The 24,069-nt window shown below is 42.4% G+C and carries 19 protein-coding genes, 3 tRNA genes and 1 riboswitch; of the genes, 6 read left to right on the forward strand and 16 right to left on the reverse strand.

Features of this window, described 5'->3' with window-relative positions; genetic code table 11:
- Positions 1-36: 36 nt before the first annotated feature.
- Genes EF384_RS03175 through EF384_RS03195 form a run of 5 tightly spaced genes read right to left on the reverse strand, consistent with a single transcriptional unit; the run spans position 37 to position 3,540 of the window.
- Positions 37-1,074, reverse strand: coding sequence for a YdcF family protein (locus tag EF384_RS03175; RefSeq protein ID WP_123779548.1), 1,038 nt, complete (start codon positions 1,072-1,074; stop codon positions 37-39).
- An 8-nt stretch (positions 1,075-1,082) separates the two neighbouring features.
- Positions 1,083-1,979 (reverse strand): 16S rRNA (cytidine(1402)-2'-O)-methyltransferase, encoded by an 897-nt coding sequence (gene rsmI / locus EF384_RS03180; RefSeq protein WP_439647006.1) that lies wholly within the window; start codon positions 1,977-1,979, stop codon positions 1,083-1,085.
- Position 1,980: 1 nt separating this feature from the next.
- A complete protein-coding gene (locus tag EF384_RS03185) occupies positions 1,981-2,397 on the reverse strand; it encodes a GIY-YIG nuclease family protein (RefSeq protein WP_123779549.1) in 417 nt (138 codons plus the stop codon).
- The gene (locus tag EF384_RS03190) at positions 2,387-3,145 is read right to left on the reverse strand and encodes a tRNA1(Val) (adenine(37)-N6)-methyltransferase (protein WP_123779550.1); all 759 of its coding nucleotides are present in this window, start codon (positions 3,143-3,145) and stop codon (positions 2,387-2,389) included. The genes EF384_RS03185 and EF384_RS03190 overlap by 11 nt, the downstream gene beginning before the upstream one ends.
- Positions 3,145-3,540: an initiation control protein YabA gene (locus tag EF384_RS03195; RefSeq protein ID WP_123779551.1), complete on the reverse strand. Its 396-nt coding sequence runs from the start codon at positions 3,538-3,540 to the stop codon at positions 3,145-3,147. The genes EF384_RS03190 and EF384_RS03195 overlap by 1 nt, the downstream gene beginning before the upstream one ends.
- A gap of 284 nt (positions 3,541-3,824) precedes the next feature.
- On the opposite strand from EF384_RS03195, the gene EF384_RS03200 reads away from it, so the two are divergent.
- The 3 genes from EF384_RS03200 (at position 3,825) to EF384_RS03210 (ending at position 7,205) form a co-directional block, all read left to right on the forward strand.
- Positions 3,825-4,709 carry a GNAT family N-acetyltransferase gene (locus EF384_RS03200; protein ID WP_123779552.1) on the forward strand — a complete coding sequence of 295 codons (885 nt, stop codon included), beginning with the start codon at positions 3,825-3,827 and terminating at the stop codon, positions 4,707-4,709.
- Between the two features lie 720 nt (positions 4,710-5,429).
- Entirely contained in the window at positions 5,430-6,425 is a 996-nt protein-coding gene (locus EF384_RS03205) for a biotin--[acetyl-CoA-carboxylase] ligase (protein ID WP_123779553.1), read from the forward strand.
- A 261-nt stretch (positions 6,426-6,686) separates the two neighbouring features.
- Complete coding sequence (locus EF384_RS03210; protein ID WP_123779554.1) at positions 6,687-7,205, forward strand: biotin transporter BioY; 519 nt, start codon at positions 6,687-6,689, stop codon at positions 7,203-7,205.
- A 180-nt stretch (positions 7,206-7,385) separates the two neighbouring features.
- Here EF384_RS03210 and holB read toward each other — a convergent pair whose 3' ends face one another.
- The 5 genes from holB to dnaX form a co-directional block, all read right to left on the reverse strand.
- Positions 7,386-8,495, reverse strand: a complete 1,110-nt coding sequence (gene holB / locus EF384_RS03215) for a DNA polymerase III subunit delta' (protein WP_123779555.1) — start codon at positions 8,493-8,495, stop codon at positions 7,386-7,388.
- Between the two features lie 46 nt (positions 8,496-8,541).
- A complete protein-coding gene (gene tmk / locus EF384_RS03220) occupies positions 8,542-9,201 on the reverse strand; it encodes a dTMP kinase (RefSeq protein WP_123779556.1) in 660 nt (219 codons plus the stop codon).
- Between the two features lie 45 nt (positions 9,202-9,246).
- Positions 9,247-9,846, reverse strand: coding sequence for a recombination mediator RecR (gene recR / locus EF384_RS03225; protein ID WP_123779557.1), 600 nt, complete (start codon positions 9,844-9,846; stop codon positions 9,247-9,249).
- Between the two features lie 202 nt (positions 9,847-10,048).
- Complete coding sequence (locus EF384_RS03230; RefSeq protein WP_123779558.1) at positions 10,049-10,363, reverse strand: YbaB/EbfC family nucleoid-associated protein; 315 nt, start codon at positions 10,361-10,363, stop codon at positions 10,049-10,051.
- Between the two features lie 58 nt (positions 10,364-10,421).
- Entirely contained in the window at positions 10,422-12,278 is a 1,857-nt protein-coding gene (gene dnaX / locus EF384_RS03235; RefSeq protein WP_123779559.1) for a DNA polymerase III subunit gamma/tau, read from the reverse strand.
- 160 nt (positions 12,279-12,438) lie between these two features.
- Positions 12,439-12,529: riboswitch (SMK box riboswitch) on the forward strand.
- Here dnaX and metK point away from each other — a divergent pair.
- Complete coding sequence (gene metK, locus EF384_RS03240; protein WP_123779560.1) at positions 12,527-13,702, forward strand: methionine adenosyltransferase; 1,176 nt, start codon at positions 12,527-12,529, stop codon at positions 13,700-13,702. (Overlaps the previous riboswitch by 3 nt.)
- Before the next feature lie 92 nt (positions 13,703-13,794).
- On the opposite strand, the gene EF384_RS03245 is transcribed toward metK, so the two are convergent.
- The 4 genes from EF384_RS03245 to EF384_RS03260 all read right to left on the reverse strand — a co-directional run bounded on the left by EF384_RS03245 (position 13,795) and on the right by EF384_RS03260 (position 14,697).
- A complete protein-coding gene (locus EF384_RS03245) occupies positions 13,795-14,325 on the reverse strand; it encodes a GNAT family N-acetyltransferase (protein WP_123779561.1) in 531 nt (176 codons plus the stop codon).
- Between the two features lie 126 nt (positions 14,326-14,451).
- Positions 14,452-14,524 (reverse strand) — tRNA-Thr (locus EF384_RS03250).
- Positions 14,525-14,547: 23 nt separating this feature from the next.
- Positions 14,548-14,620 (reverse strand) — tRNA-Lys (locus EF384_RS03255).
- Between the two features lies 1 nt (position 14,621).
- Positions 14,622-14,697 (reverse strand) — tRNA-Val (locus EF384_RS03260).
- A gap of 132 nt (positions 14,698-14,829) precedes the next feature.
- On the opposite strand from EF384_RS03260, the gene EF384_RS03265 reads away from it, so the two are divergent.
- Together EF384_RS03265 and EF384_RS03270 are read left to right on the forward strand one after the other, a co-directional pair.
- Complete coding sequence (locus EF384_RS03265) at positions 14,830-15,546, forward strand: prepilin peptidase (protein WP_123779562.1); 717 nt, start codon at positions 14,830-14,832, stop codon at positions 15,544-15,546.
- 28 nt (positions 15,547-15,574) lie between these two features.
- Complete coding sequence (locus tag EF384_RS03270; RefSeq protein WP_123779563.1) at positions 15,575-16,366, forward strand: hypothetical protein; 792 nt, start codon at positions 15,575-15,577, stop codon at positions 16,364-16,366.
- A gap of 388 nt (positions 16,367-16,754) precedes the next feature.
- Here the strand turns inward: EF384_RS03270 and rpoC are convergent, their stop codons facing one another.
- Together rpoC and rpoB are read right to left on the reverse strand one after the other, a co-directional pair.
- Positions 16,755-20,408: a DNA-directed RNA polymerase subunit beta' gene (gene rpoC, locus EF384_RS03275; RefSeq protein WP_123779564.1), complete on the reverse strand. Its 3,654-nt coding sequence runs from the start codon at positions 20,406-20,408 to the stop codon at positions 16,755-16,757.
- 99 nt (positions 20,409-20,507) lie between these two features.
- On the reverse strand, positions 20,508-24,032 hold the full coding sequence (gene rpoB / locus EF384_RS03280) for a DNA-directed RNA polymerase subunit beta (protein ID WP_123779565.1): 3,525 nt from the start codon (positions 24,030-24,032) through the stop codon (positions 20,508-20,510).
- Positions 24,033-24,069: the final 37 nt, after the last annotated feature.

Here is a 24,069-nt window from a genome sequence, read left to right on the forward strand (position 1 = left end):
CCAACACTATTTGTAAAAGAACCATAAACAATTGTATTAAAAGTGAACGTAATTGATGATACCTAAGCCAATCATCAAAATGCTGACAGCCAAGTGTAACTTGCGATGCATGAAGAGAATTGCGACAAACTCGCGCACCCAATTGAGTAAACGTTCCGGAAAATCAGCCCGCGCCCCCACACCCGACATTTGGTATAAGCCCTCCATATTGGCGTATAACTGGCTGCGGTAAAGATGATAAGAAGATGTCACAAAAACCGCTTTGACTGTTTGAATCTGCTTGGTGTTGGCCTTGATAATCTTTTTCGCATAAATAAAATTCTCATGCGTATTAGCAGCCTGACACTCCGTCAGAATCGCATCTTCCGGTACCCCATGTTCAATCAGATACTTAGCCATAATCTTGGCCTCACTGACATCAGAGTGGGTCCCAGTTGATGTACCAGATACAATAATCTTCGGCACCTTTTGATATTGGAACTGTTGACGTCCAATATAATCCAGGGCCATATCCAAACGATTTTCCAGCACCTTCGAAGGCTTGCCGTGCTTAGATAACTGCTCACCTAGAATCAAGACAAAATCCTGTTTCCCCTCATCCTCAAGAAGCGTCAACCGCAGCGTCACCACCATGTAGTTGATAAAAGCGAGAACGAAATAGGTCATGGCGAATTGAAAAATACGGACAATCTCTTGATGGAAAAACCCACCCAAGAGGAAGGTCGCGATATACTGCAGTACCGTCCCGGCGATCAACAGGGAAGCCAAGAGTAACCCAACGGCCAGTTGAAGTTTGGAGCGTTCGACTGAGTACACTTTCAATGCATAAGAAATCATCCCAATCCCGAAAATGAGCGTAAATAGTGGCGCAATTAAGCGCACGGTTTGATCCAACCAGTAAAACACATGTTGGAAAACGGGATGATGATTAAAGGTAGGGTCATTCAAGACCGCAATAAATAAAATGATGAAACCCGCTAGAAATAGAAAGTTATCAATCAAATTTCTAGGCGCGATAAAAAACATCAAGATAGCAATTAGAAATAATACGAGTGCTGCTAAATAAGCTATCATAGGGCCTCCTAGATTTCGTGGTATTTGGCGTAAACTTCTCGCTTGTTGATACCAGTTTGTTTTGCTACCTGTTTGATAGCGTCTTTGGTGGACATGCTTTCATGTGTTTCCCACCATTGTACTTGTTCTTTAATCGGCATATCATCTAAAGCTGCTTGCAAGAGACTTTCATCCGTTGATGGGTCATCGTTGCCGGCAATATAGAAACAGATTTCCCCTTTAATGGTTTTATTTTCGTCAAAATGTGCCACCAAATCAGCGAGGCTACCGCGTGTAATTTCCTCAAATTTCTTAGTCAATTCACGTACGACCACTACTTGTCGGTCAGGGCCGAATGCAGATTGGCAGTCTTCCAGTGTTTGGCCTAAACGGAAGGGTGATTCGTAGAACATCATGGTGTATGGAAAATTCACCAGATTGTCGAGGAATGCCTTTTTCTCAGACTTCTTACGTGGTAGGAAACCGATAAAAGCGAATTGGTCGGTTGATAAACCGGACGCAATCAAACCCGTCAAAGCTGCGTTGGCACCTGGTAGTGGCACAACAGTCAGATTTGCTGCAATGGCCGCTTGCACAAGCTCAAATCCAGGGTCGGAAATGGCTGGCATGCCGGCATCAGAAACTTGGGCAATGTTTTGCCCAGCTTCTAGCATCTCGATGATTTGTGGGATGCGGCTTTGGCTATTGTGTTGGTGATAGGACATTTGCCCTGTCGTGATGTCAAAATGATTGAGCAATTTTTGTGTGTTGCGGGTGTCTTCGGCTAAAATTACGTCCACCGTTTTAAGTGTGTTAACGGCACGGAAGGTCATATCTTCCAAGTTACCGATAGGTGTTGGGACGAGATAAAGCGTTCCCTTTGTCCCTTGGTCTGGACCCGTAAATGAATGTTGAATTTGTAACACACTATCCCTCCTCATCTTGGTTTGTGGTGTCATCCGGCATAAAAGTTAAACTGCCCGCAAGACCCTCATCTACTCGGTCTGTCCAAGCAGTAGGTGGCCATACACGGGCAATGCCTTTATCTCTCAGAAAGTTTTCTTTCTCACGCCGGGTAAATTGTTTGAATCGATATTCAGCTGACATAGCCTTGGACTTACTCGTAAAGGCCTTGCTATAGAGCATGTGGACCGGTCTACGATAATCTGGTTGGGTATATTTAGCACCCTTGCCACTATTGTGGACCGCCTCGCGCTTGGTCGGGTCCGTAGTATAGCCTGTATACAAGGTATTGTCGCTACAAGCTAAGACATAGAAATAATGCAATTTTTCGGGCTTCGTTTCGCCCCGTTTTTTGTCTTGGGCTTGGTCCTTAGTCCCCATAAATCAATCGACTCATTTCCGGTGTATATTCATCGTCGGCTGTTTGCGTGTAAAACGGAGGCAAGACGCGTAGTCCCTTGTCGTGGCCGTCCTTCATAAACTCTAACAAAATAGTTTTGGCTTCCTTACCTGGTTTTGGGTACACAAATTGTAACTTCTTCAAGGTTAAACGGTATTTGTTGCCAAGTACAATCAATTCACTCAAACGTTCTGGTCGATGGACAATATATAATTTCCCTCGATTACGTAATACGAATTGGGCTTGTTGGAAAATATCTTCCGCTGTCATCGCAACTTCGTGTCGTGCTAAGGTTTTCGCATCCAAAAGATTAACCCTAGATTCCTCATAGTGTTTGAAATATGGCGGATTGCAAGTAATCACATCCATAGAATCTTTGGCAAAAGTAGTTTTCACCGTCTTTAGATCCATATTATGGATGGTAATTTGCTCACTTAATCCATTGTGCGCCACAGATCTGGTCGCCATGTCGGCAACTTGTGGTTGAATCTCAATGCCGTGTATATGGGCACGGTCCGTCGTTTTCGCAGATAGCAAGAGTGGAATCACCCCGTTACCCGTGCAAAAATCAGCAATCTGTTTAATCCGACTAGACGATACTTGGGCAAAATTGGCCAACAATATGGCGTCCACTGAGAAAGCAAAGGTCAGGTCGCTTTGAATAATCTCTAAATTTTGCGGAATCAAGGCATCGAACCGCTCGCCGTCCAATAGTGTCACTTGATCCATTAAGCTTTGGCCCCTTCATTTTCACGTTCGCCGTATAAGATATCTAGACAGAACATGCATTGTTCATCATTACCACGACGTTGGCCGTAGGAAATATTACAAATATGGAAGCCATCTTCATAGATGTTCATTAAATTTTGGCGTGCCTTAGACATTACTTGAGGAGTGCCATCGTTGTCATCCTCAGTTACTTGTTTATTCTTGGCACTTAAATGATCATTTAAATCGGTCAACTCTTGCACGCGTTCGCGCAAGTAGAAATTTTCCATCTTTAAATTATGGGAAGAGATTAACAATTTATCCCACTCTGCATTGATCGTATCTAATTTGGCGATCATCGTGTGTAAGTCATTTTTTAATAAAGCTATTTCATCTGCAACTTGGTGTTCATCCACTTACCCACACCCACTTTCTACGCTTATTTGTATACTTCTGGCAAAAATGACGATTGCTTCGTACAACCGCAATATCTGCCCTTTTTCATCCTCAATGATACCACATGATGTGCTATACCGACACGGTAAGATGATTTTTGTTAGGGTCAATTATAGCACACCCGTTCGGTCATTTGGGCATCAATCGCAAGTCAGAAATTCTTTTTTCATCTAGCTATGGTAAAATATAGAATGAAAATATTGTTCACGTAACCTTTATCCAATGTATGACAGGAGTCACGCTCATGAAACCATTTACCTTTGAAGATGCCTTTGTTCTAGCCGACACTTATGATGAAACAGAATTATATTATTTTATCGGTAACAGCAAAGTACCAAGTATGTATAACAACAACAAAATTGTCCTAGATTTTGTACCCAGCGCCGAAGAATTGGATATGCTAGAAGAAAACTTTCTAGACTATGCCTATGACCTAAATCTTTCTTATTACAGCTTCGTCATGCCGATGAACCAATCTCTGAGTCCTGAACTCTTTGCCAGTATCGGTGAAGTGGGCTACCAATTATCTATGACCAAATTGATGGTTCTTGATCCAAAAGACTTTAAGGTTTCAAGCAAAGCAATCGATACTTATGGTGACCGTCTTGTCATCAAGGAAATTGACGAAAGCGATATGCAGGCCTATATCGACTTCAATCAAATCCACGACAAAGCAATCGACGCCGAATTTGCCCAACAAAAACAAAATTACTATCCTTGGTTCTTGAAGGAAGAGAATACCCATGCCCTTGCTGCCTTTGTCGACGGCAAATTGGTTGGTTTATCCGATATCATCCGCCACGCACGTTCATACGAAATCGACAACTTCCAAGTGCTTGAAGCATACCAACGCCAAGGCATCGGTTCCTTACTACAAGCTTGGGTTGTGGAAAAAGCATTGGCTGCCGATAAGATGGTTATCCTGGTCGCCGACGCCGACGATTCCCCTTATGAAATGTATATCAAACAAGGCTACCAAGACATCGGTATGGAAATCGAAATCTCACGTAAAATCGAAGAACCCATTATTGCAGATATCCAAGTCTACCAAGCAGACCCCGTGGCTTATATGTTAGAGAACGGCCTTGATGATGAAGACTACGACGATGAAGATTATGAAGAAGAATAGGATGTGAGAAAAAGCGTTCAGCCCTCAACCAGTGGAAGAATAGTGCCGACGATGACGGTAGTCATCGACAAACTATTCTGAAGTGGGCAGAGGGTTGCTTTTTCGAACTCAACTTCATAGGATGTGAGAAAAAGAGGGCTGCATGGCCCTCTTTTCATTTTGGTTTTTAAGCCATAATTGGATGAGCATTACGCTAGAATAAAATGTTTTGTTTAGCTTTTTGGGGATTGTATTTATCAAAGTTAAAATAACCGCTATTTGAACACTTCAGGGCCCTGAGGTGTTCAAAATGAAAAATTTCGCGTCACACAGAGTGCTGTGTGATTTCTTTTTTTGAAGTCGAATCACACAGACCGTTTTGTGAATCATTTTTTCTCATAAAGGTTCACAGAACCCCTTGAAGTAATCAATTTGGGGTTTTATCCATTTTTATAAATAAAATAATGTACTTTTCGCTTTGTTCATCAAGCACCGAAGGGGGCAGAGGGTTGCTTACTGGAACACATATTCAGAATGTGCGAACATAGACTTGCGCCTTTAGCTAAATAATAGACCTTCTTTCTTTCTACAAATTTAATGATCCTATACTTCATCAGGCAGTCACTTGTTGGTGGCTGTATTTTTTTATCAGTTGGTCACCCTATTATAAAAATCTAGTTGACAACAAAATGACATATTGCTAACCTAATATCATATTGAAATTCCATGAAAGGAGCTATTATGACTGTAAAAGCTGATTTACTCGCATATTTATTAGACCATCCTGGGCATTTCTTTGCGGGACCAGATTTGGCTGACCACTTCCAAGTGAGCCGCAACGCCATTTGGAAAGCTGTGAAGCAACTGGAAACTGACGGTTATGAAATCTTGCGTCACCCCAAAAATGGGTATGCCCTGGCCAAACGCAATCAAGCTGTGGATCCTGAACAAATTCAGCATGGTCTGCAACATGTTTGGCCGGAATTACAGGTCTACTATCAAGAGTCAACGACCTCAACCAATGATTTGGGTCGCAAACACGCAACGGATTTTCCCAATCAACCAGCAATTTTCATTGCCAATGAGCAAACAGCTGGTCGTGGCCGCCGTGGTCGTCCCTTCTATTCTGCACTGACTCAGGGCTTGTATTATTCGCTCGTGATCACGCCACCGGCTAGCGCCGACAATGACTTGATAGCTTCTTTCACCATCGCCTCCGCATCTGCCTATGCCCAAAGTTTGAACAAGTATCTGAGCGATGCCATTCAAATTAAATGGGTCAATGATTTATTTTATGATGGGAAAAAGGTGTCGGGTATTCTAACAGAAGGCACATTTGACCTGGAGAGCCAAACGATTTCCCAACTGGTCATCGGAATTGGGACCAACCTGGCGGGGGACTTTGCCAATGAGAATCCAGAAAATCAACACATTGCCGGGACAATTTTTGGTAAAAGCTTACCAAACAACTTCAATCCAAATGACCTGCTTGTCGATTTCCTAACCACCTTCAAAGAATATTACGACCACTTGGCCGACCGTGCATTCCTAGAGTATTATCGTGCGCAGCTGCTTGGCAAAGGACAGTGGGTGACCTACCAAGAAAACGGTCAAACCTTAACTGGTAAGATTCTCGGTGTGACAGATGCTGGGCATTTACGCATTGAAGATCCGCAAGGTCGTGAAAAGCATTTAATCTCTGGCGAGGTTAGCTTTAGTAGCCAACAATTTATATAACAAAGTGTGACCAAATGCGTATAGATTTTTCTGAAACGCAGTCAAATCTGCATTTGGGAACAGGTTTTAACAGAGTGCGACCAAAGGCGTTGAGGTTCGTCGAAAATTTCGTTGGCCCTAGTGGTTGGCGAGTCATGAGGATAACCACCTACCCGCGCATGTGGGTTTGGTGGGGATTTTATATAGAAAAATTTTTTATTTTTACCAATGGTCAACCGATTACCAAAATAAGGTGACCAATACATCAAAAGGAGCATATTTATGAATACATCTACTACTTATAACTGGGTTTTGGCGGCTTTGATGGCGGTCATCACACTCATCGCATCGTATATCGTCGTGCCATTTGGGGCAATTCCGTTTACCCTACAAACAATGGTTGTTGTGCTAACTGGGTTGTTGTTACCCCGCAAATATGCGGTTGTAGCCATGTTTATTAATGCCATTTTATTATTTGTTTTTAAGGGCGCCTTTATTTACAGTCCTTCATACGGCTTCATCATCGGTTTCATCGTGGCCATGGTATTTGCACGCTCGGCTGGTAGTTTGAAAAATGAGGCATGGCAACAATTCACTTTACGCGCACTGGGTATGAACGCGATTATCTATATTTTCGGATTAGGTTACATGTACCTAGCCTTGAATTTCTTATTGAATACGCCGATAACATGGGCGCAAACTTTCATGTCAGGTATGATCATCTTTATTCCAACTGACATCATCAAAAATGTCGCAGCCATCGCCTTAGCCGTGGCCTTAAACAAACGTATTGCAAAATAATGAAAAAATGCAGGGGGAAAGTAGTCGGTGTGCCGACTTTCCTCCTGCATTTTTATGTACCACTATAAAGTTGAGTTCCAATAAGCAGACCCAACTCCACTTCAGACTATATTGCGCCACACTGCGTGCGTCACTGCTATAGTCTTCCAGTGTTTGGGTCTAAACGCTTATTGTCACATCCTATTTTTTCCAAAAAGCTAAGACTAGATACTCCATCGCCGCTTGAGGGGCTACATTGGCCCGAATCATGCGTTGCGCCTTCCCAACTAGGTGCAAGCCTTTAGTAATCAGGGCCGCATCCAGATGGTTCAGCATGGTTTGATATTTGCCCAAATCATTAGGGAAAACGAGTTTATCCATCAGACTTTGGTCATCTTCGGTAGCCATTTTCAAATACAACAAATCATGGAAATGGAAACCAACCAAGTTCAAGGCCTGAATCATGGATTTTCGACTAGGTTTATCTTTGACCCAATCTGACTGCACCATGGTTAAACCTCGAGGATCGCCCTTCACCATAAGGTCAACCCACTGAATCGATTGCCCAATTTGGATTTGAAAGGTTTCATTATCCGCCAAATTTTTGGCCTCATCAACATCATTGGTCAAATAAGACAAGGTCGTCGCCAAGCTGGCTTTAATCCCTGCTGCCTCAAAAACCTGCTTCACTTGTGCTTTACGCAACTCAGGGAAATGTATCATTTGGCAACGTGACAGAATTGTCGGTAAAATTGCATCCTGATTTGATGTAATCAAGAAGATATGCATATTTTCATACGGTTCTTCGATAAACTTCAAGAGTGAGTTTGCTGCACCCGTCGTCATTTTCTCCGCCTCATGAATCACAAAGATTTGATAGTCACCCTCAGTCGAAGACATCGACATCCGGTGCTTCAATTCACGGACTTGGTCAATCTTGATGGTATTAGATTCTGGTTTTGCCTTCTCTTCAGCCTCTTTTGCTTCTTCGATTTCTGCTTCCGTTTTGAAAATATCGGCCTTATCTTTGCTATTTTCCTTGTCGTCACCTGGTCGGACATGCAAGACATCCGGGTAATCCTCACGCAAAATGCGGACACAGTGATTGCACTCGCCACAAGGTTGTCCCGTTGCACTTGGATTCAGGCAGTTCAAGCCTGCTGCCAAATACGTAGCCATATCCTCTTGACCTGCACCAACCATGCCCTCAAAAATATAGGCGTGGCCTAGACGCTTGTTGGCCACAACCCGGTCCATCATGGCCGTTAAATTGCCTTGCTTTTCAATAATATCAAATGCATCTAAACCCATTGATGGACTCCTTTCTGTCAGTTAAACACTTTATATTAAACGACAATTAAGCGAAAAATTGAGGGAAATGACTTTGCACAATACGCAAAGCTTCATCCTGCATAGCTTCCGGACTTTGTGTCGCATCAATCACTTGAATTCGGTCAGGATACTGTTCACGCAAAACTTGGTAGCCTTGGTGGACACGTTGATGGAAATCAATCGTTTCCACATCCAAACGATTTTGGTCAGCCTCACTACGATTCGCTTGAATACGACGAATCCCCTCTTCAGCTGTAATATCTAAATACAAGGTCAAATCAGGTTGACGACCATCCGTAGCGAATTCATTGATGGCTAAAATACCAGCCTCACCAATCTCGCGACCATAACCTTGATAGGCAATGGAAGAGTCCACAAAACGATCGCACAAAACCAAATGACCCGCCGTTAAAGCAGGTAAAACCGTATGTATCAGATGTTGACGACGACTGGCCGCATACAACAAAGCCTCCGCACGTGGGTCAAGCGCCGTATTGGCTGGATCTAAGATGATGCGGCGAATTTGTTCCGCAATCGGGTCGCCACCCGGTTCACGCGTCAAGACCAAAGGCACCTTTAAACTTGCCTCTAACTTAGCCGTCAAACCATTGATGAGTGTCGTTTTTCCCGCACCATCTGGCCCCTCAACTGTAATAAATTTGCCTAGTAATTGCTCTGAATCCATATCGTCTCCCCTAATTCCTTCCATTTCGGTCCACTCGCTACGCATCTATTGAATATCGCGACGGCCCTCTAAAGCCCGCAATAAAGTCATTTCATCCGCATATTCAATATCACTACCCACAGATAAACCATAAGCAATACGCGTTACCTGAATGCCTGCTGGCTTAATCAAACGTGACAAATACGTCGCCGTAGCCTCACCCTCAGCCGTTGCATTGGTCGCCACGATCACTTCCTCAACCGTCTCTTCCTGCAAACGCACCAACAACGGTTGAATATTCAAGTCCTCTGGCCCCGTACCTTCCATCGGTGACAAGACCCCATGCAGCACATGATACAAACCATGATACTCACGCATACGTTCCATCGACACCACATCACGCACCTGCTCAACCACTAAAATACGCGAACGGTCACGCCCCTCATCCGCACAAATCTCACACGGATCAGACTGCGTAATATTGCCACAAACCGAACAATAACGAAGCTCACGCTTGGCATCCACCAAAGCACTCGCAAACTCTAGCACATCCTTCTCAGGCATATCCAACACAAAGAAAGCCAGCCGCGACGCCGTTTTGGCCCCAATCCCTGGCAACTTACTAAAACTATCAATCAACTTGGCAATTGGTTCTGGATATTGCATCTTAACTCTCCTACCTACTTACGCACTTTATGAAAAATATCCCTACTTACAAAGATACAGACCCCTTCACCAGACTAGACCAGGTCAAGACACCAAGCCTCAAACCCGCCAACTCCTGGTAGCGACAAGAAAAATACCATGCGTAGTCAAACCTACCCATGGTAAAGACGGTCATCTAGATAAGCCTGTAGCCTTGTTTCTATTAAAGACCAGGGATACCTTTTGTATATTTGCCCATGGTGTTTGCTGTTTCAGCATCCACTTTTTCAAGGCCATCATTGACTGCAGCCAACAATAAATCTTGTAACATGTCGACATCTTCTGGGTCAACTGCTTCTGGATTAATATTGATTGCTTTCAAACGACGGTCACCTGTTACAGTCACTTTAATCATGCCTGAAGGTTCTGAACCTTGAAACTCTTTTGTTTCTAAGCTCTTTTGTTCTTTTTCCATCTCTGCTTGTAATTTTTGCATTTTACGCATCATTTGTTGCATATTTGCCATTCCGCCTGCCATATTCGACACTCCTTTTTATTCGTTTTTCATTATATTATTTATAAGTTATTTATTTTAGCTAATCGTCTACTATTGTAACATTTTCTTTGCCAAATAGTGAAACAGCTTGGTCTACTTGATCTTGGCGCATACGTGCCTCTTCATCTTCTAGGCCGTCCGCTAGCATGGCGTCATTAATCGCATCACTATTTTGGCTAAAGGCTTCCGCATCTGTAGCCGAACCCTTGTCAGCTACTGCACCAGCACCATCACCTACTAAATCACCTAAGCCACCATTCTTCATGGCTTTCACGTAAGTTTGGCGTGCTTCTTGCCATTGGTCACTTGTTAAATAGTACATTTTCGTTGGGTGACCCAAACGATTCGACAACATTTGTTCTACTTGACGGCGTAATTCCTCATCATCGTCCACTTTTTTACATAGGACTTCATAATCAAAACGGACAACGAAAGCCGTTGGTGATGCCGCTGCTGGGAAAGTTGCCTTCAACATGGCTGCTTGCATACCAGGTAGACTAACGACTAATTCTTCCCATAAAGACGATACATCATTTAAATCTTTTTTGGTTGCTTGATTCAAGACTTGGAAAATCTTGGTCAAGTTTGGCGTAAAGCCTGTTGAATTTGAACGTTTCATTGGTTTGTTGTTGGTTGCTGGTTTCGCCGCTTGTCCTGAGCCATTTTGTAATTGGCTAGATAAAGTTGCTACCTGCTCTTGAAGATCAGCGATCACCTGACTAATATGTGTTGGGAGTTCATGAGCCACAGGTGCTGCATTGTTGCTTGCAGTATTGCCTGCTGGCGCCATGCTTGCTTTACTAGCGCCGCCCTTTTGACACAACTGTACAGTCGCAACTTCTAGGTAAATGCTTGGTTGGACGGTAAAGCGGATTTCAGCCTGGGTTTCTTTGAAGACGTCCATCATTTGGTACAGCAATTCAAGGTCGATTTCCTTGGCTAGGGCGTAGAAGGCTGTGTCGTAGCGTTGGGTCAAACTTCCGATGGCATCGGTGCCACCACCAATTTCCTTGGCAATCAGTAAATCGCGCACGAAAATGAGTTGCTCTTCAACGAAACGGGCAGCTTCTTGGCCACTATCCAATAATTTGTGTAAGTCGGCTAAAGCGACTGTGGCATCGCCGTCTGACAAGGCCTTGGTGTAGTGAATTAGTTCTTCTTCGGACAAGACACCTGTTACTTGGCGACTTGTTTCCAAGCTAATTGTGCCTTCAGAGAAGGAAATGACTTGGTCTAAGAGTGACAGTGCGTCACGCATACCACCGTTGGCTGCGCGCGCGATAACTGCTAGGGCACCATCTTCATATTGGATGTCGTCTTGTTCCAAAATATAAGCCATCCGTTTTTCGATATCTTGGTGGGAAATACGTTTGAAATCAAAACGTTGGGTCCGGGAAATGATGGTTGCTGGAATCTTATGGATTTCAGTTGTGGCCAAAATAAACAAAACATTTGCTGGCGGTTCTTCCAAAGTCTTCAATAAGGCGTTAAAAGCTCCTGTTGAAAGCATATGGACCTCATCGATAATATAGACTTTATAGGCTGCTTCTGTTGGTGCGTAACGAACATTTTCACGAATGTCGCGCATTTCATCCACACCATTGTTTGACGCCGCATCGATTTCGATAACGTCAGACAAGCTACCTGCATTGATAGCTTTACAGATTTCACATTGATTACATGGTTCACCATCGACTTGATTTGGACAGTTGATAGCTTTAGAGACAATCTTGGCTGCACTTGTTTTCCCAGTACCTCTAGGGCCAGTAAACAAGTATGCATGACTCATTTTGCCGGTTTTGACAGCGTTTTGTAGGGTATGGGCTACGGCTTCTTGCCCTACAATATCCCCAAATGTTTGTGGTCGCCAAACGCGGTATAATGCTTGATAACTCATTGTTGTCTCCTCTCGTTTTTTATTTCATCTCGACCATTATACCATGAATATATGTCATGCTCCATGAGAAGTGGGTCAATCGTAATCGAGAAAAACTGTCAAAAATATGCAGGAAAGTCCTTTTTACACGTGCCTTTCTTGATAAATCATGTATAATGAGTAACGTTACAATAAATTATTCCCGATAGGGTTTGCGAGTACGCAAAGATTCCTTGTAACCATAAAATTTATATTTTGGGGGAAACAAAATGAATAAACGACTATTTACTTCTGAATCAGTCACAGAAGGTCATCCAGATAAGGTCGCTGACCAAATCTCTGATGCGATTCTTGACGCGATTTTAGCACAAGATCCACAAGCACGTGTTGCCTGTGAAACAGCCGTCAATACAGGACTTGTCCTTATTTTCGGGGAAGTCACTACGTCAGCATACGTAGATATCCAAAAAATCGTTCGCGATACAATCCGTCGTATCGGTTACCACTCAGGCCAATTCGGCTTTGATGCGGATTCCGTTGCCGTATTAGTATCTCTAGACGAACAATCACCAGACATTGCACAAGGTGTAGACGACGCTATCGAAACCCGTGAAAACGGCGAAGACAGCAACAAGCTAATCGGTGCCGGTGACCAAGGTATTATGTTTGGTTACGCAACTGATGAAACACCTGAATTTATGCCTGTTGCCATTGCCCTTAGCCACCGTTTATCTCGTCAATTAGCCAAAGTCCGCAAAGACGGTACCATTGACTACTTAGGACCAGATGGAAAAACACAAGTAACAATCGAATATGATGAAAACAATCAACCACAACGTGTGGATACAATTGTTATCTCAACACAACATAAAGCTGGCATTGAGCTTGATCAAATCCGTAAAGATGTGATTGAACATGTCGTAGACCCAATTATTCCAGCTGCTTGGTTAGATGAAAATACGCGTTATTTTATCAACCCAACTGGTAAATTCGTATCTGGTGGTCCAGAAGCCGATTCAGGTTTAACTGGTCGTAAAATTATCGTCGACACTTACGGTGGTGCTGCGCATCATGGTGGTGGTGCCTTCTCAGGTAAAGACGCTACTAAAGTAGACCGTTCTGCTTCTTATGCAGCACGTTACATTGCCAAAAACATCGTTGCTGCTGGTTTAGCCCACAAAGTGGAAATCCAATTAGCATACGCAATTGGTGTTGCGGAACCCGTTTCAATTGCCATCGATACATATGGTACTTCTGAATTAACAGAAGGCGAATTAGTAGCATTGGTTCGCGAAAACTTCGACTTAACGCCAAACGGTATTATCGACATGTTATCCCTACGTCGTCCAATCTTCAGCAAAACTGCTGCATACGGTCACTTCGGCCGCGATGATGAAGACTTCACATGGGAACGTACTGATAAAGTAGACCTATTGAAAAAATAATATTGTATTGAAAAAGAGGGCCTCGGCCCTCTTTTTTTATTACAGGAAAACATCCACCATAAATTAGAAGGATATTCGCAAGCCATCTCGCATTATGCCGAAATATCTTTCATCAGAATATAGTCGACTTGGCGGTCATCGCCAACCATAAAGACATGCTCGCCTCGACGTTGGAAACCATTTTTCGCATAGAATTTTTGCGCATTTTCATTATGCTCCCAGACACCTAGCCAAATATGAGTTAAACCCATTGACTTAGCCGTTTCAATGGCATGGGTCATCAAAAATTGGCCGATACCACGGCGTTTAAAAGCAGGTCGAACGTAAATACGTTCAATTTCTAAACTAGCTTCCTCGAAAGCTTCCGTTTGTGCATCATTCAAGTTCAATTTCAAATAAGCCAATACTTCGCCACTTGTAGCGTCTTTAACAAAGTAAAAGTAACTATCTTCTGTCTGTATTTCTTCTTTTAATTTAGCTGGATCATAGCTAGTTTCAAGATAAACCGCCAAATCTTCCGGCGTATTATATGAGCCAAAGGTATCCGTAAAGGTTTCAATACTAATTGCTCTTAAAGCATCTAAATCCGCTAATGTGACTTGTTCAAGGGTCATATTTTCCATAAACAACCTCTTTTCTGTAATCATTTCGATTTTCGTGAATGAATATAGACTACCTTGTTTGCCCACTATTTACAATAAAAATAGATAAGAAAAAAAGCACCTCATAAGAGATGCTTTCTTTATATATGCCGGCTAAAGGACTTGAACCCTCGACCCTCTGATTACAAATCAGATGCTCTACCAACTGAGCTAAGCCGGCGTATATATTATTCATAAAGAATATGACCCGTGTAGGATTCGAACCTACGACCCACTGATTAAAAGTCAGTTGCTCTACCAACTGAGCTAACGAGTCATGGTGGAGGATGAGGGGTTCGAACCCCCGACATCCTGCTTGTAAGGCAGACGCTCTCCCAGCTGAGCTAATCCTCCATCACGTGTTGCATTTGTTTAAGACAACTATTAAATAATAGCATCTGTTTTCGATACTGTCAATACGATTTCACTAGTTTTTTCGATTTTTTTAAAAAAACACGTATATATATCATGAAGGGAGTGAAATCTATGCTTTATATCTTATATTACACCATTCTCGGCCTCTTATTTGCCTGCTTAGCATCCTTTTTTATGGTCGTTGGCGCGCGTACTGTTCAAAATCAATCATTTATTATGGGCCGTTCTCATTGTGACCATTGTCAAAGACCCATCCCACCCCTAGCCTTGATTCCCATCCTAGGTTATCTACTTTCAAATGGACGCTGTCAAAGCTGCCAGCACAGTATTCCAATTAAGTATCCTATTTGTGAGGCCTACTTCGCCATTTTTAGTCTCATACTCTTTATGACCTTCTCGCTATCGGAATCCGTGTTTTATATCATCTATTTCGCCATACTAACCATCATGGCCGCCAGCGACTGGTCAGATCAATGGATTCCCGACCGTTTTCAAGTCCTGCTTCTCCTCTTTGTGATTGGGCAATTCAGCCTCAATCCCAGTGGCCGTATACTCACACATAGCCTTTTCGCCGTGGGGATATGCCTCTTATTTATCCTGCTCAATTTCCGCTTCACCAACGGCATTGGTGGTGGCGACATCAAAACCATCACCATCTTGGCGCTAGCCCTAGGACCCTATCAAACTGCCTGGTTGCTGTTCGTTGCCACTAGCTTCATTCTCTGCCACATCATCATAGACAAATACCGGGGTCGTCCCCTAGCCAAGGGTTTTCCTTTTTTACCCTACATCTTCTTTGCCTATCCCTTAATCTTCTATATACTATAAGTAACAACACAGAATGCGAGGGACCGACATGCAAATTCAACATACATTTATTCAAGGGAAATTCGACGATCCGACCCAATGCGAGGATGCCATTTTTTATAACGACCACTTTGTCGCGATTATCGACGGGGTCACTGCCAAGTCCGATTATCGTTATGAGGGCTTGAAGACTGGAAAAATAGCGTCCCTGATTATTCAGGACTATCTTGCGACTGTTGACCCGACAGCCAGCATTCAAGAAATCATTCATGGCATCAACACGGCGTTCGAAGACCAATTTTACAATAAAGTGGATTTTCCTTTGGACCGCGTGTCTCATGGTCCCCAAGCTGCCATGATTCTATACAGCAATTTCCATCATAAAATCTACATCATCGGTGATTCGCAAGCCTTGGTAAATGGACAACTCCACACGCAACCTAAGGCTTCTGACGAGATTTTAAGCAACTTCCGGTCTCTGGTCTTGCATATCGACCCAAGCCAGCATGAAGAGGCTAGAGCGGCCATTTTGCCCTATTTGATATCTAGCAACACCTTTGCGAATACCACGGGCACCCGTTTTGGTTATTCGGTCTTAAATGGCCAGGAAATCCCTGATGCCTTAATTAAAGTCATCGATATCAAAGACGGTGACCATATCATCTTTACTTCTGACGGTTATCCCACAATTAAAGAAGATTTTGCAGCGACAGAAGCTTATCTACAACATATCCTAACGAACGATCCCGATTTAATTACAGAATACCTATCCACTAAAGGCCTACAAGAAGGACAAGTATCCTTTGATGACCGGTCTTATATCGAATTTGTCGTGGATTAACTTTATGGACATAATAGCTGAAAAAATATTCTAGAGATTTCGATGTGACCAGAATTATTGTCACATCCTAAAGTCGAGCTCGAAAAAGCAACCCTCTGCCCACTTCAGAATAGCTTGTCGATGACTACCGTCATCGTCATCACAATTCTTCCACCGGTTGAGGGTTGACCGCTTTTTCTCTCATCCTAAAGTTGAGCTCCAATAAGCAGACCCAACTCCACTTCAGACTATTTTGCACCACACTATGTGCGTCACTGCAATAGTCTTCCAGTGTTTGGGTCTAAGCGCTTATTGTCACATCCTATACAAAATTAAAAGCCTTAGGCACGCGGCCTAAGGCTTTTTTCTCGTCTGAATATTCATTAATTACATTACATCATGTGATGGATTAGCTTTCTTTGATACTAGTGTAGTCAATTTGGCTAATGTCATCTTCTTCGGCTTCTTCGCCATAGATTAATTGTTGTGTGTCACCGATTTTTTTCGGTTCCATTTCACGGTAACGAGCCATACCTGTACCTGCAGGGATGATCTTACCAATGATAACATTTTCTTTAAGTCCTAATAGGTGGTCTTCTTTACCACGGATAGCGGCATCAGTTAAGACCTTAGTTGTTTCTTGGAATGATGCAGCAGATAAGAAGCTGTTTGTTTCCAAGGCTGCTTTAGTGATACCTAATAATACTGGACGCGCTGTTGCAGGTAGTTCACCTGAACGGATTGCTTCCGCATTGGCATCAGTAAAGTCAGCTGTATCCATTAATTTACCTGGTAACAAGTCTGTTGAACCTGGATCAAGGACACGTACTTTACGTAACATTTGACGAACCATTACTTCCACGTGTTTATCATTGATGTCTACCCCTTGAGAGCGGTATACACGTTGAACTTCATCTAACATGTAAGTTTCAACAGTTAATGTATTTGTCACACGTAACAAGTCTTTAGGGTCAATTGAACCTTCAGTTAATTGTTGACCACGGTGTACTAAGTCTCCTACTTCAACACTCATACGAGAAGTGTAAGGCACTTTGTATTCACGTGAGTCAGTAATACCTTTAACGAAAACAGTCTTCGTACGGCTTGCTTCATCTTCTTCAATTGCTTCGATTTCTCCGGCAACTTCAGTGATTACAGCACGACCTTTTGGATGACGTGCTTCCACGATTTCTTGGATACGAGGAAGACCTTGAGTGATATCATCACCGGCAACCCCACCAGTATGGAATGTACGCATTGTTAATTGAGTACCAGGTTCACCGATTGATTGAGCGGCGATAGTACCAACTGCTTCCCCTACTTCTACTTCTTGGTTAGTAGAAAGGTCGCGACCATAACAATGTTTACATACACCATGACGTGTATTACATGTAAATGCTGAACGGATAGTAACTTTTTCAACACCTGCATCAACGATACGACGAGCAGTTGCTTCATCCACTAATTGGTTGTGGTGTGCAATGATTTCGCCTGTTTCTGGGTGACGTACTTCTTTTTGTAAGTAACGGCCAGTAACACGTTCTTCAAGTGTTTCAATTACTTCGTTACCATTCTTGATAGCTTCGATATCTAAACCACGGTCAGTACCACAGTCTGCTTCACGAATGATAACATCTTGTGCTACGTCAACTAGACGACGAGTCAAGTAACCTGAATCGGCTGTCTTAAGGGCTGTATCGGTCATACCTTTACGAGCACCGTGAGTAGAGATAAACATTTCTTGAACGGTCAAACCTTCACGGAAGTTTGAAAGGATAGGCAATTCGATGATCTTACCGTTAGGACCGGCCATCAAACCACGCATACCAGCAAGTTGCGTGAAGTTAGAGATGTTACCACGGGCACCTGAGTCTGACATGATGAAGAATGGGTTACTTTCATCAAGTGAGTTCATCAAGGCAATTTGGATTTCATCTTTTACTTTGTTCCATGTATCGATAACTTGGTCGTAACGTTCGTCATCTGTAATCAAACCACGACGGTATTGTTTTGTAATCTTATCAACACGGTCATGACCTTTTTGAATAGATGCCGCTTTAGATTCCAAGTTCGTGATATCTGCGATACCTACGGTGATACCTGAACGAGTAGAGTATTTGAAACCTAAGTCTTTCATCTTGTCTAAGATGATAGAAGTTTCAGTAATCTTAGATAATTTGAATACTTGCGCGATGATACGTGCTAAGTATTTTTTCTTGAATGGTGCAACCATATCTTGACGACTGATGAACTCTTTGACATTTTCACCTGGTTCAAGAATGAACTTATCAGGTAATTGTTCTTCTAAGTTTTCAGTAGATGGTTCATTAATGTATGGGAAGTTTTCTGGCATGATTTCATTGAAGAATAACTTACCAATTGTTGTAACCATTAATTTACCTTTTTGGTTTTCAGTCCAAGGTTTATTTGGCATTGCATCTGTTGGGAAAGCAACACGTGTATGTAATTGAACATAACCATTTGTGTAAGCAATATGTGCTTCGTTGATTGAAGAAACGATCATTCCTTCACCCATAACTTCTGGTTCTTCCATTGTTAGGTAGTAGTTACCTAAAACCATATCTTGAGATGGTGTTACAACTGGTTGACCGTCTTTAGGGTTAAGGATATGTGTAGCAGCTAACATTAATAAACGTGCTTCTGCTTGCGCTTCTTCACCTAATGGTAAATGGACCGCCATTTGGTCACCATCGAAGTCGGCATTGTAGGCTTCACACACTAATGGGTGAAGACGGATTGCTTTACCTTCAACCAATACTGGTTCGAACGCTTGGATACCTAAACGGTGTAAGGTAGGTGCGCGGTTCAATAGCACTGGATGTTCACGGATGATTTCTGCTAAAACATCCCAAACATCTTCATCATGATGTTCGATTTTACGTTTTGCATGTTTCACGTTGATTGCCATGTCACGCGCTACTAATTCACGCATTAAGAATGGTTTGAATAATTCAAGCGCCATTTCTTTTGGCAAACCACATTGGTACATTTTTAAAGATGGACCAACAACGATAACTGAACGTCCTGAATAGTCAACACGTTTACCAAGTAAGTTTTGACGGAAACGTCCTTGTTTACCTTTCAACATGTGTGACAATGATTTCAATGGACGGTTACCAGGACCGGTAACAGGACGACCACGACGACCATTATCGAATAAAGCATCAACTGCTTCTTGTAACATACGTTTTTCGTTTTGAACGATGATATTAGGCGCATTTAAGTCTAATAAACGTTTCAAACGGTTGTTACGGTTGATTACACGACGGTATAAGTCATTCAAGTCAGATGTAGCGAAACGGCCACCATCTAATTGAACCATCGGACGTAATTCTGGTGGGATAACTGGAATAACATCCATTACCATCCACGCTGGATCGTTACCAGATTTACGGAAAGCATCTAAAACGTCTAAACGACGGATTGCACGTGTACGTTTTTGACCTTTAGCTGTTTTCAATTCTTCTTTTAATTCAGCAACTTCGCTATCGATTTGTACTTGAGAAAGTAAAGTCTTGATAGCTTCTGCACCCATACCAGCTTTGAAGCCTTCACCGAATTCGCGTTTGTTATCGCGGTATTCTTTTTCAGACAACAATTGTTTGTATTCTAATGGTGTATCACCTGCGTCAGTTACTACGTAAGAAGCAAAGTAGATAACTTCTTCTAGTGAACGAGGACTCATGTCTAACATTAAGCCCATACGAGATGGAATACCTTTAAAGTACCAAATATGTGTAACAGGTGTAGCTAATTCAATATGACCCATACGTTCGCGACGTACTTTTGAACGTGTAACTTCAACGCCACAACGGTCACAGACAACACCAGCGTAACGAATACCCTTGTATTTACCACAAGAACATTCCCAGTCTTTTGAAGGACCAAAGATTCTGTCGTCAAAAAGACCTTCTTTTTCTGATTTAAGTGTACGGTAGTTGATGGTTTCAGGTTTCTTAACTTCACCAAATGACCAAGAACGGATCTTGTCTGGTGATGCTAACCCGATACGCATGCTTTCAAATCTATTTACATCTACCAAGGGGCCAACCTCCCTTATATAATTTGCCCTAATGCTTCAATTGTATTATTTCGTGTTTATTTACTGTGTTCATCAAAATCGAAAAACCGAGAAGGCTGATTAGCCTTCTACGATATTTTCATTTGTTTCTTGTTCTTTTTTAGGGAAGCTAGGTGTAATTTCATCCAAGTCACGTAAATCAATTGGTTTCTTATCGATGTCTAAGACTTCAATGTCTAGACCTAAAGATTGCAATTCTTTTACTAATACACGGAATGATTCAGGTACACCTGGTTTTGGAATTGGTTCGCCCTTAACGATTGCTTCGTATGTTTGTACACGACCAACAACGTCATCTGACTTGTAAGTCAAGATTTCTTGTAGTGTGTATGCAGCACCGTAAGCTTCTAAGGCCCAAACTTCCATCTCACCGAAACGTTGTCCACCAAATTGTGCTTTACCACCTAATGGTTGTTGTGTAACTAATGAGTAAGGTCCAGTTGAACGTGCATGTAACTTGTCATCAACCATGTGAGACAGTTTCAAGTAGTACATAACCCCTACAGATACACGGTTATCAAATGGTTCACCTGTACGACCATCATAAAGAACTGATTTCGCATCGCTAGCCATACCAGCTTCTTTGATTGTTTCCCAAACGTCTTCTTCACGCGCACCATCGAATACTGGTGTTGCGATGTGGATGCCCATTTCACGTGCAGCCATACCTAAATGCAACTCTAATACTTGTCCGATGTTCATACGAGAAGGTACCCCTAGAGGGTTCAACATGATATCAACTGGTGTTCCGTCTGGCATGTAAGGCATATCTTCTACTGGTAAAATACGAGAAACTACCCCTTTGTTACCATGACGTCCGGCCATTTTATCCCCAACTTGGATCTTACGTTTTTGGATAATGTAGACACGTACTAACATAGAAACACCTGGTGATAATTCGTCGCCGTTTTCACGGTAGAATACTTTCACGTCGTTAACGATACCGCCGCCACCGTGAGGTACGCGTAATGATGTATCACGAACTTCACGTGCTTTTTCACCAAAGATTGCATGTAATAAATGTTCTTCTGCTGAAAGCTCAGTTACACCCTTAGGCGTTACTTTACCAACTAAGATGTCACCATCTTTAACTTCAGCACCGACACGGATAATACCACGGTCATCCAAGTTACGTAGTGAATCTTCACCAACGTTAGGAATCTCACGTGTGATTTCTTCAGGTCCAAGTTTTGTATCACGTGCTTCAGATTCTAATTCATCGATATGAATAGAAGTGTAGACGTCATCTTTTACTAAACGTTCAGACATGATAACCGCATCTTCATAGTTGTAACCATCCCAAGTCATGAAGGCAATCAATGGGTTTTGTCCTAAGGCCATTTCACCTTTTTCCATTGAAGGACCATTCGCAAGGATGTCACCTTTTTCAACTGTTTCGCCAGTTGATACTTCTGGTGTTTGGTTGTATGAAGCTGACGCATTTGAACGGTGGTATTTGATTAATGGATACTTGTCTAAAGCACCATCTTCACGACGAACACGGATTTCACGTGCATCAACGTATTCAACTACCCCACCACGTTCAGCAACAACAGCTGCACCTGAGTCGGCAGCAGCTTTATGTTCCATACCTGTACCAATTAATGGTGCATGTGGTTGTAACAATGGCACTGCTTGACGTTGCATGTTGGCACCCATCAAGGCACGGTTGGAGTCATCGTTTTCCAAGAAAGGAATAGATGCAGTCGCAACAGATACTACCTGTTTAGGTGAAACGTCCATGTAGTCAACGCGTTCAGGTTTTACTTCGATATTTTCTTCAACGTAACGAGCCATTACCATTTCTTCTGCGAAAGAACCATCTTCGTTTAAGATTGAGTTCCCTTGAGCGATAACAAAGTTATCTTCTTCATCAGCAGTTAAGTAGTCGATACGGTCTGTTACTTTATGGGTATTCCAGTCCACACGACGGTAAGGTGTTTCGATGAAACCAAATTCATTAATTTTTGCATATGATGCCAAGTTATTGATCAACCCGATGTTAGGTCCTTCAGGTGTTTCAATTGGACACATACGACCATAGTGAGAATAGTGAACGTCACGAACTTCGTAGCCGGCACGGTCACGAGTCAAACCACCTGGCCCTAAGGCAGATAGACGACGTTTATGTGTTAACTCACCTAATGGGTTAGTTTGGTCCATGAATTGAGACAATTGAGAAGATCCGAAGAATTCTTTAATTGACGCAACAACTGGACGAATGTTGATTAATTGTTGTGGTGTAACCTTTTCAATATCTTGAATAGACATACGTTCACGAACAACACGTTCCATACGAGATAAACCGATACGGAATTGGTTTTGTAACAATTCACCAACTGAACGAATACGACGGTTACCCAAATGGTCGATATCATCTGTTTTACCAACGCCTTCGTACAAGCCTAAGAAGTAGTTTAGAGATGCTAAAACATCAGCTACTGTTAAGGCACGGTCTTCTTTACCTGGTGCAGCATTACCAATTACATTGATAACACGTTCAGGATCTTTAGGTGCTTGGATTTTAACTACTTGGATATCCACTGGATCTGTTAAAACAGCATCTTCGTTTGGATATAAAGTAATCACGTTCAAGCCATTGTCAAAGTAAGACTCTAATTTATCCATTACTTCACGGTTTAATTCAGTACCTTTATCAGCAAGAATTTCACCAGTTTCAGGGTCAACTAAAGTTTCAGCTAAGATTTGGTTAAATAGACGGTTTTTGATATCCAATTTTTTGTTGACTTTGTAGCGACCAACGGCAGCTAAGTCATAACGACGTGGATCAAAGAAACGTGCATTTAATAAGTTACGAGAAGAGTCAGCAGTCTTAGGTTCACCTGGACGTAGACGTTCGTAAACTTCTTTCAAAGCTTCTTCTGTACGAGAATCAGATAAGTCTTTGTGGACATCTTTTTCTAACGTTAATTCTAATGTTTCACTTTCACCAAAGATTTCGCGGATTTGATCATCAGAAGCGAAACCTAAAGCACGCATCAATACTGACATAGGTACTTTACGCGTACGGTCAATACGAACGTATGAAACGTTTTTGGCATCTGTTTCCATTTCTAACCATGCACCACGGTTAGGGATTACAGTTGTACCAAATGATTGGCGGCCATTTTTGTCTACTTTATCGTGGAAGTAAACACCAGGAGAACGAACTAATTGAGAAACGATAACACGTTCCGCACCGTTGATGATAAAAGTACCACCATCGGTCATTAGTGGGAAATCACCAAAGAATACTTCTTGGTCCTTGATTTCACCTGTTTCCTTATTCATCAAACGCAATTTAACATAAATTGGTGCTGAATAGTTGGTATCATGTGCACGAGCTTCAGCTAAGTTGTACTTAGGATCTCTAAAAGTGTAGTCGACAAATTCTAAGGCTAGTTTACCAGCGTGATCTTCAATAGGAGAAATGTCCGCGAACATTTCTTTCATCCCTTGATCCAAGAACCATTTGTATGAGTCCGTTTGGATTTCAATCAAGTTTGGCAATTCTAGCACTTCATTAATACGTGAGTAACTGCGGCGAACGCGATGTTTACCGAAATTGACATTATGCCCAGTCATTAAAAGCCACCTCTCCGAAAGTTTAATTCTAAGAATT

The sequence above is a fragment of the Aerococcus agrisoli genome (genome assembly GCF_003797145.1).
GTDB lineage: Bacteria > Bacillota > Bacilli > Lactobacillales > Aerococcaceae > Aerococcus > Aerococcus agrisoli.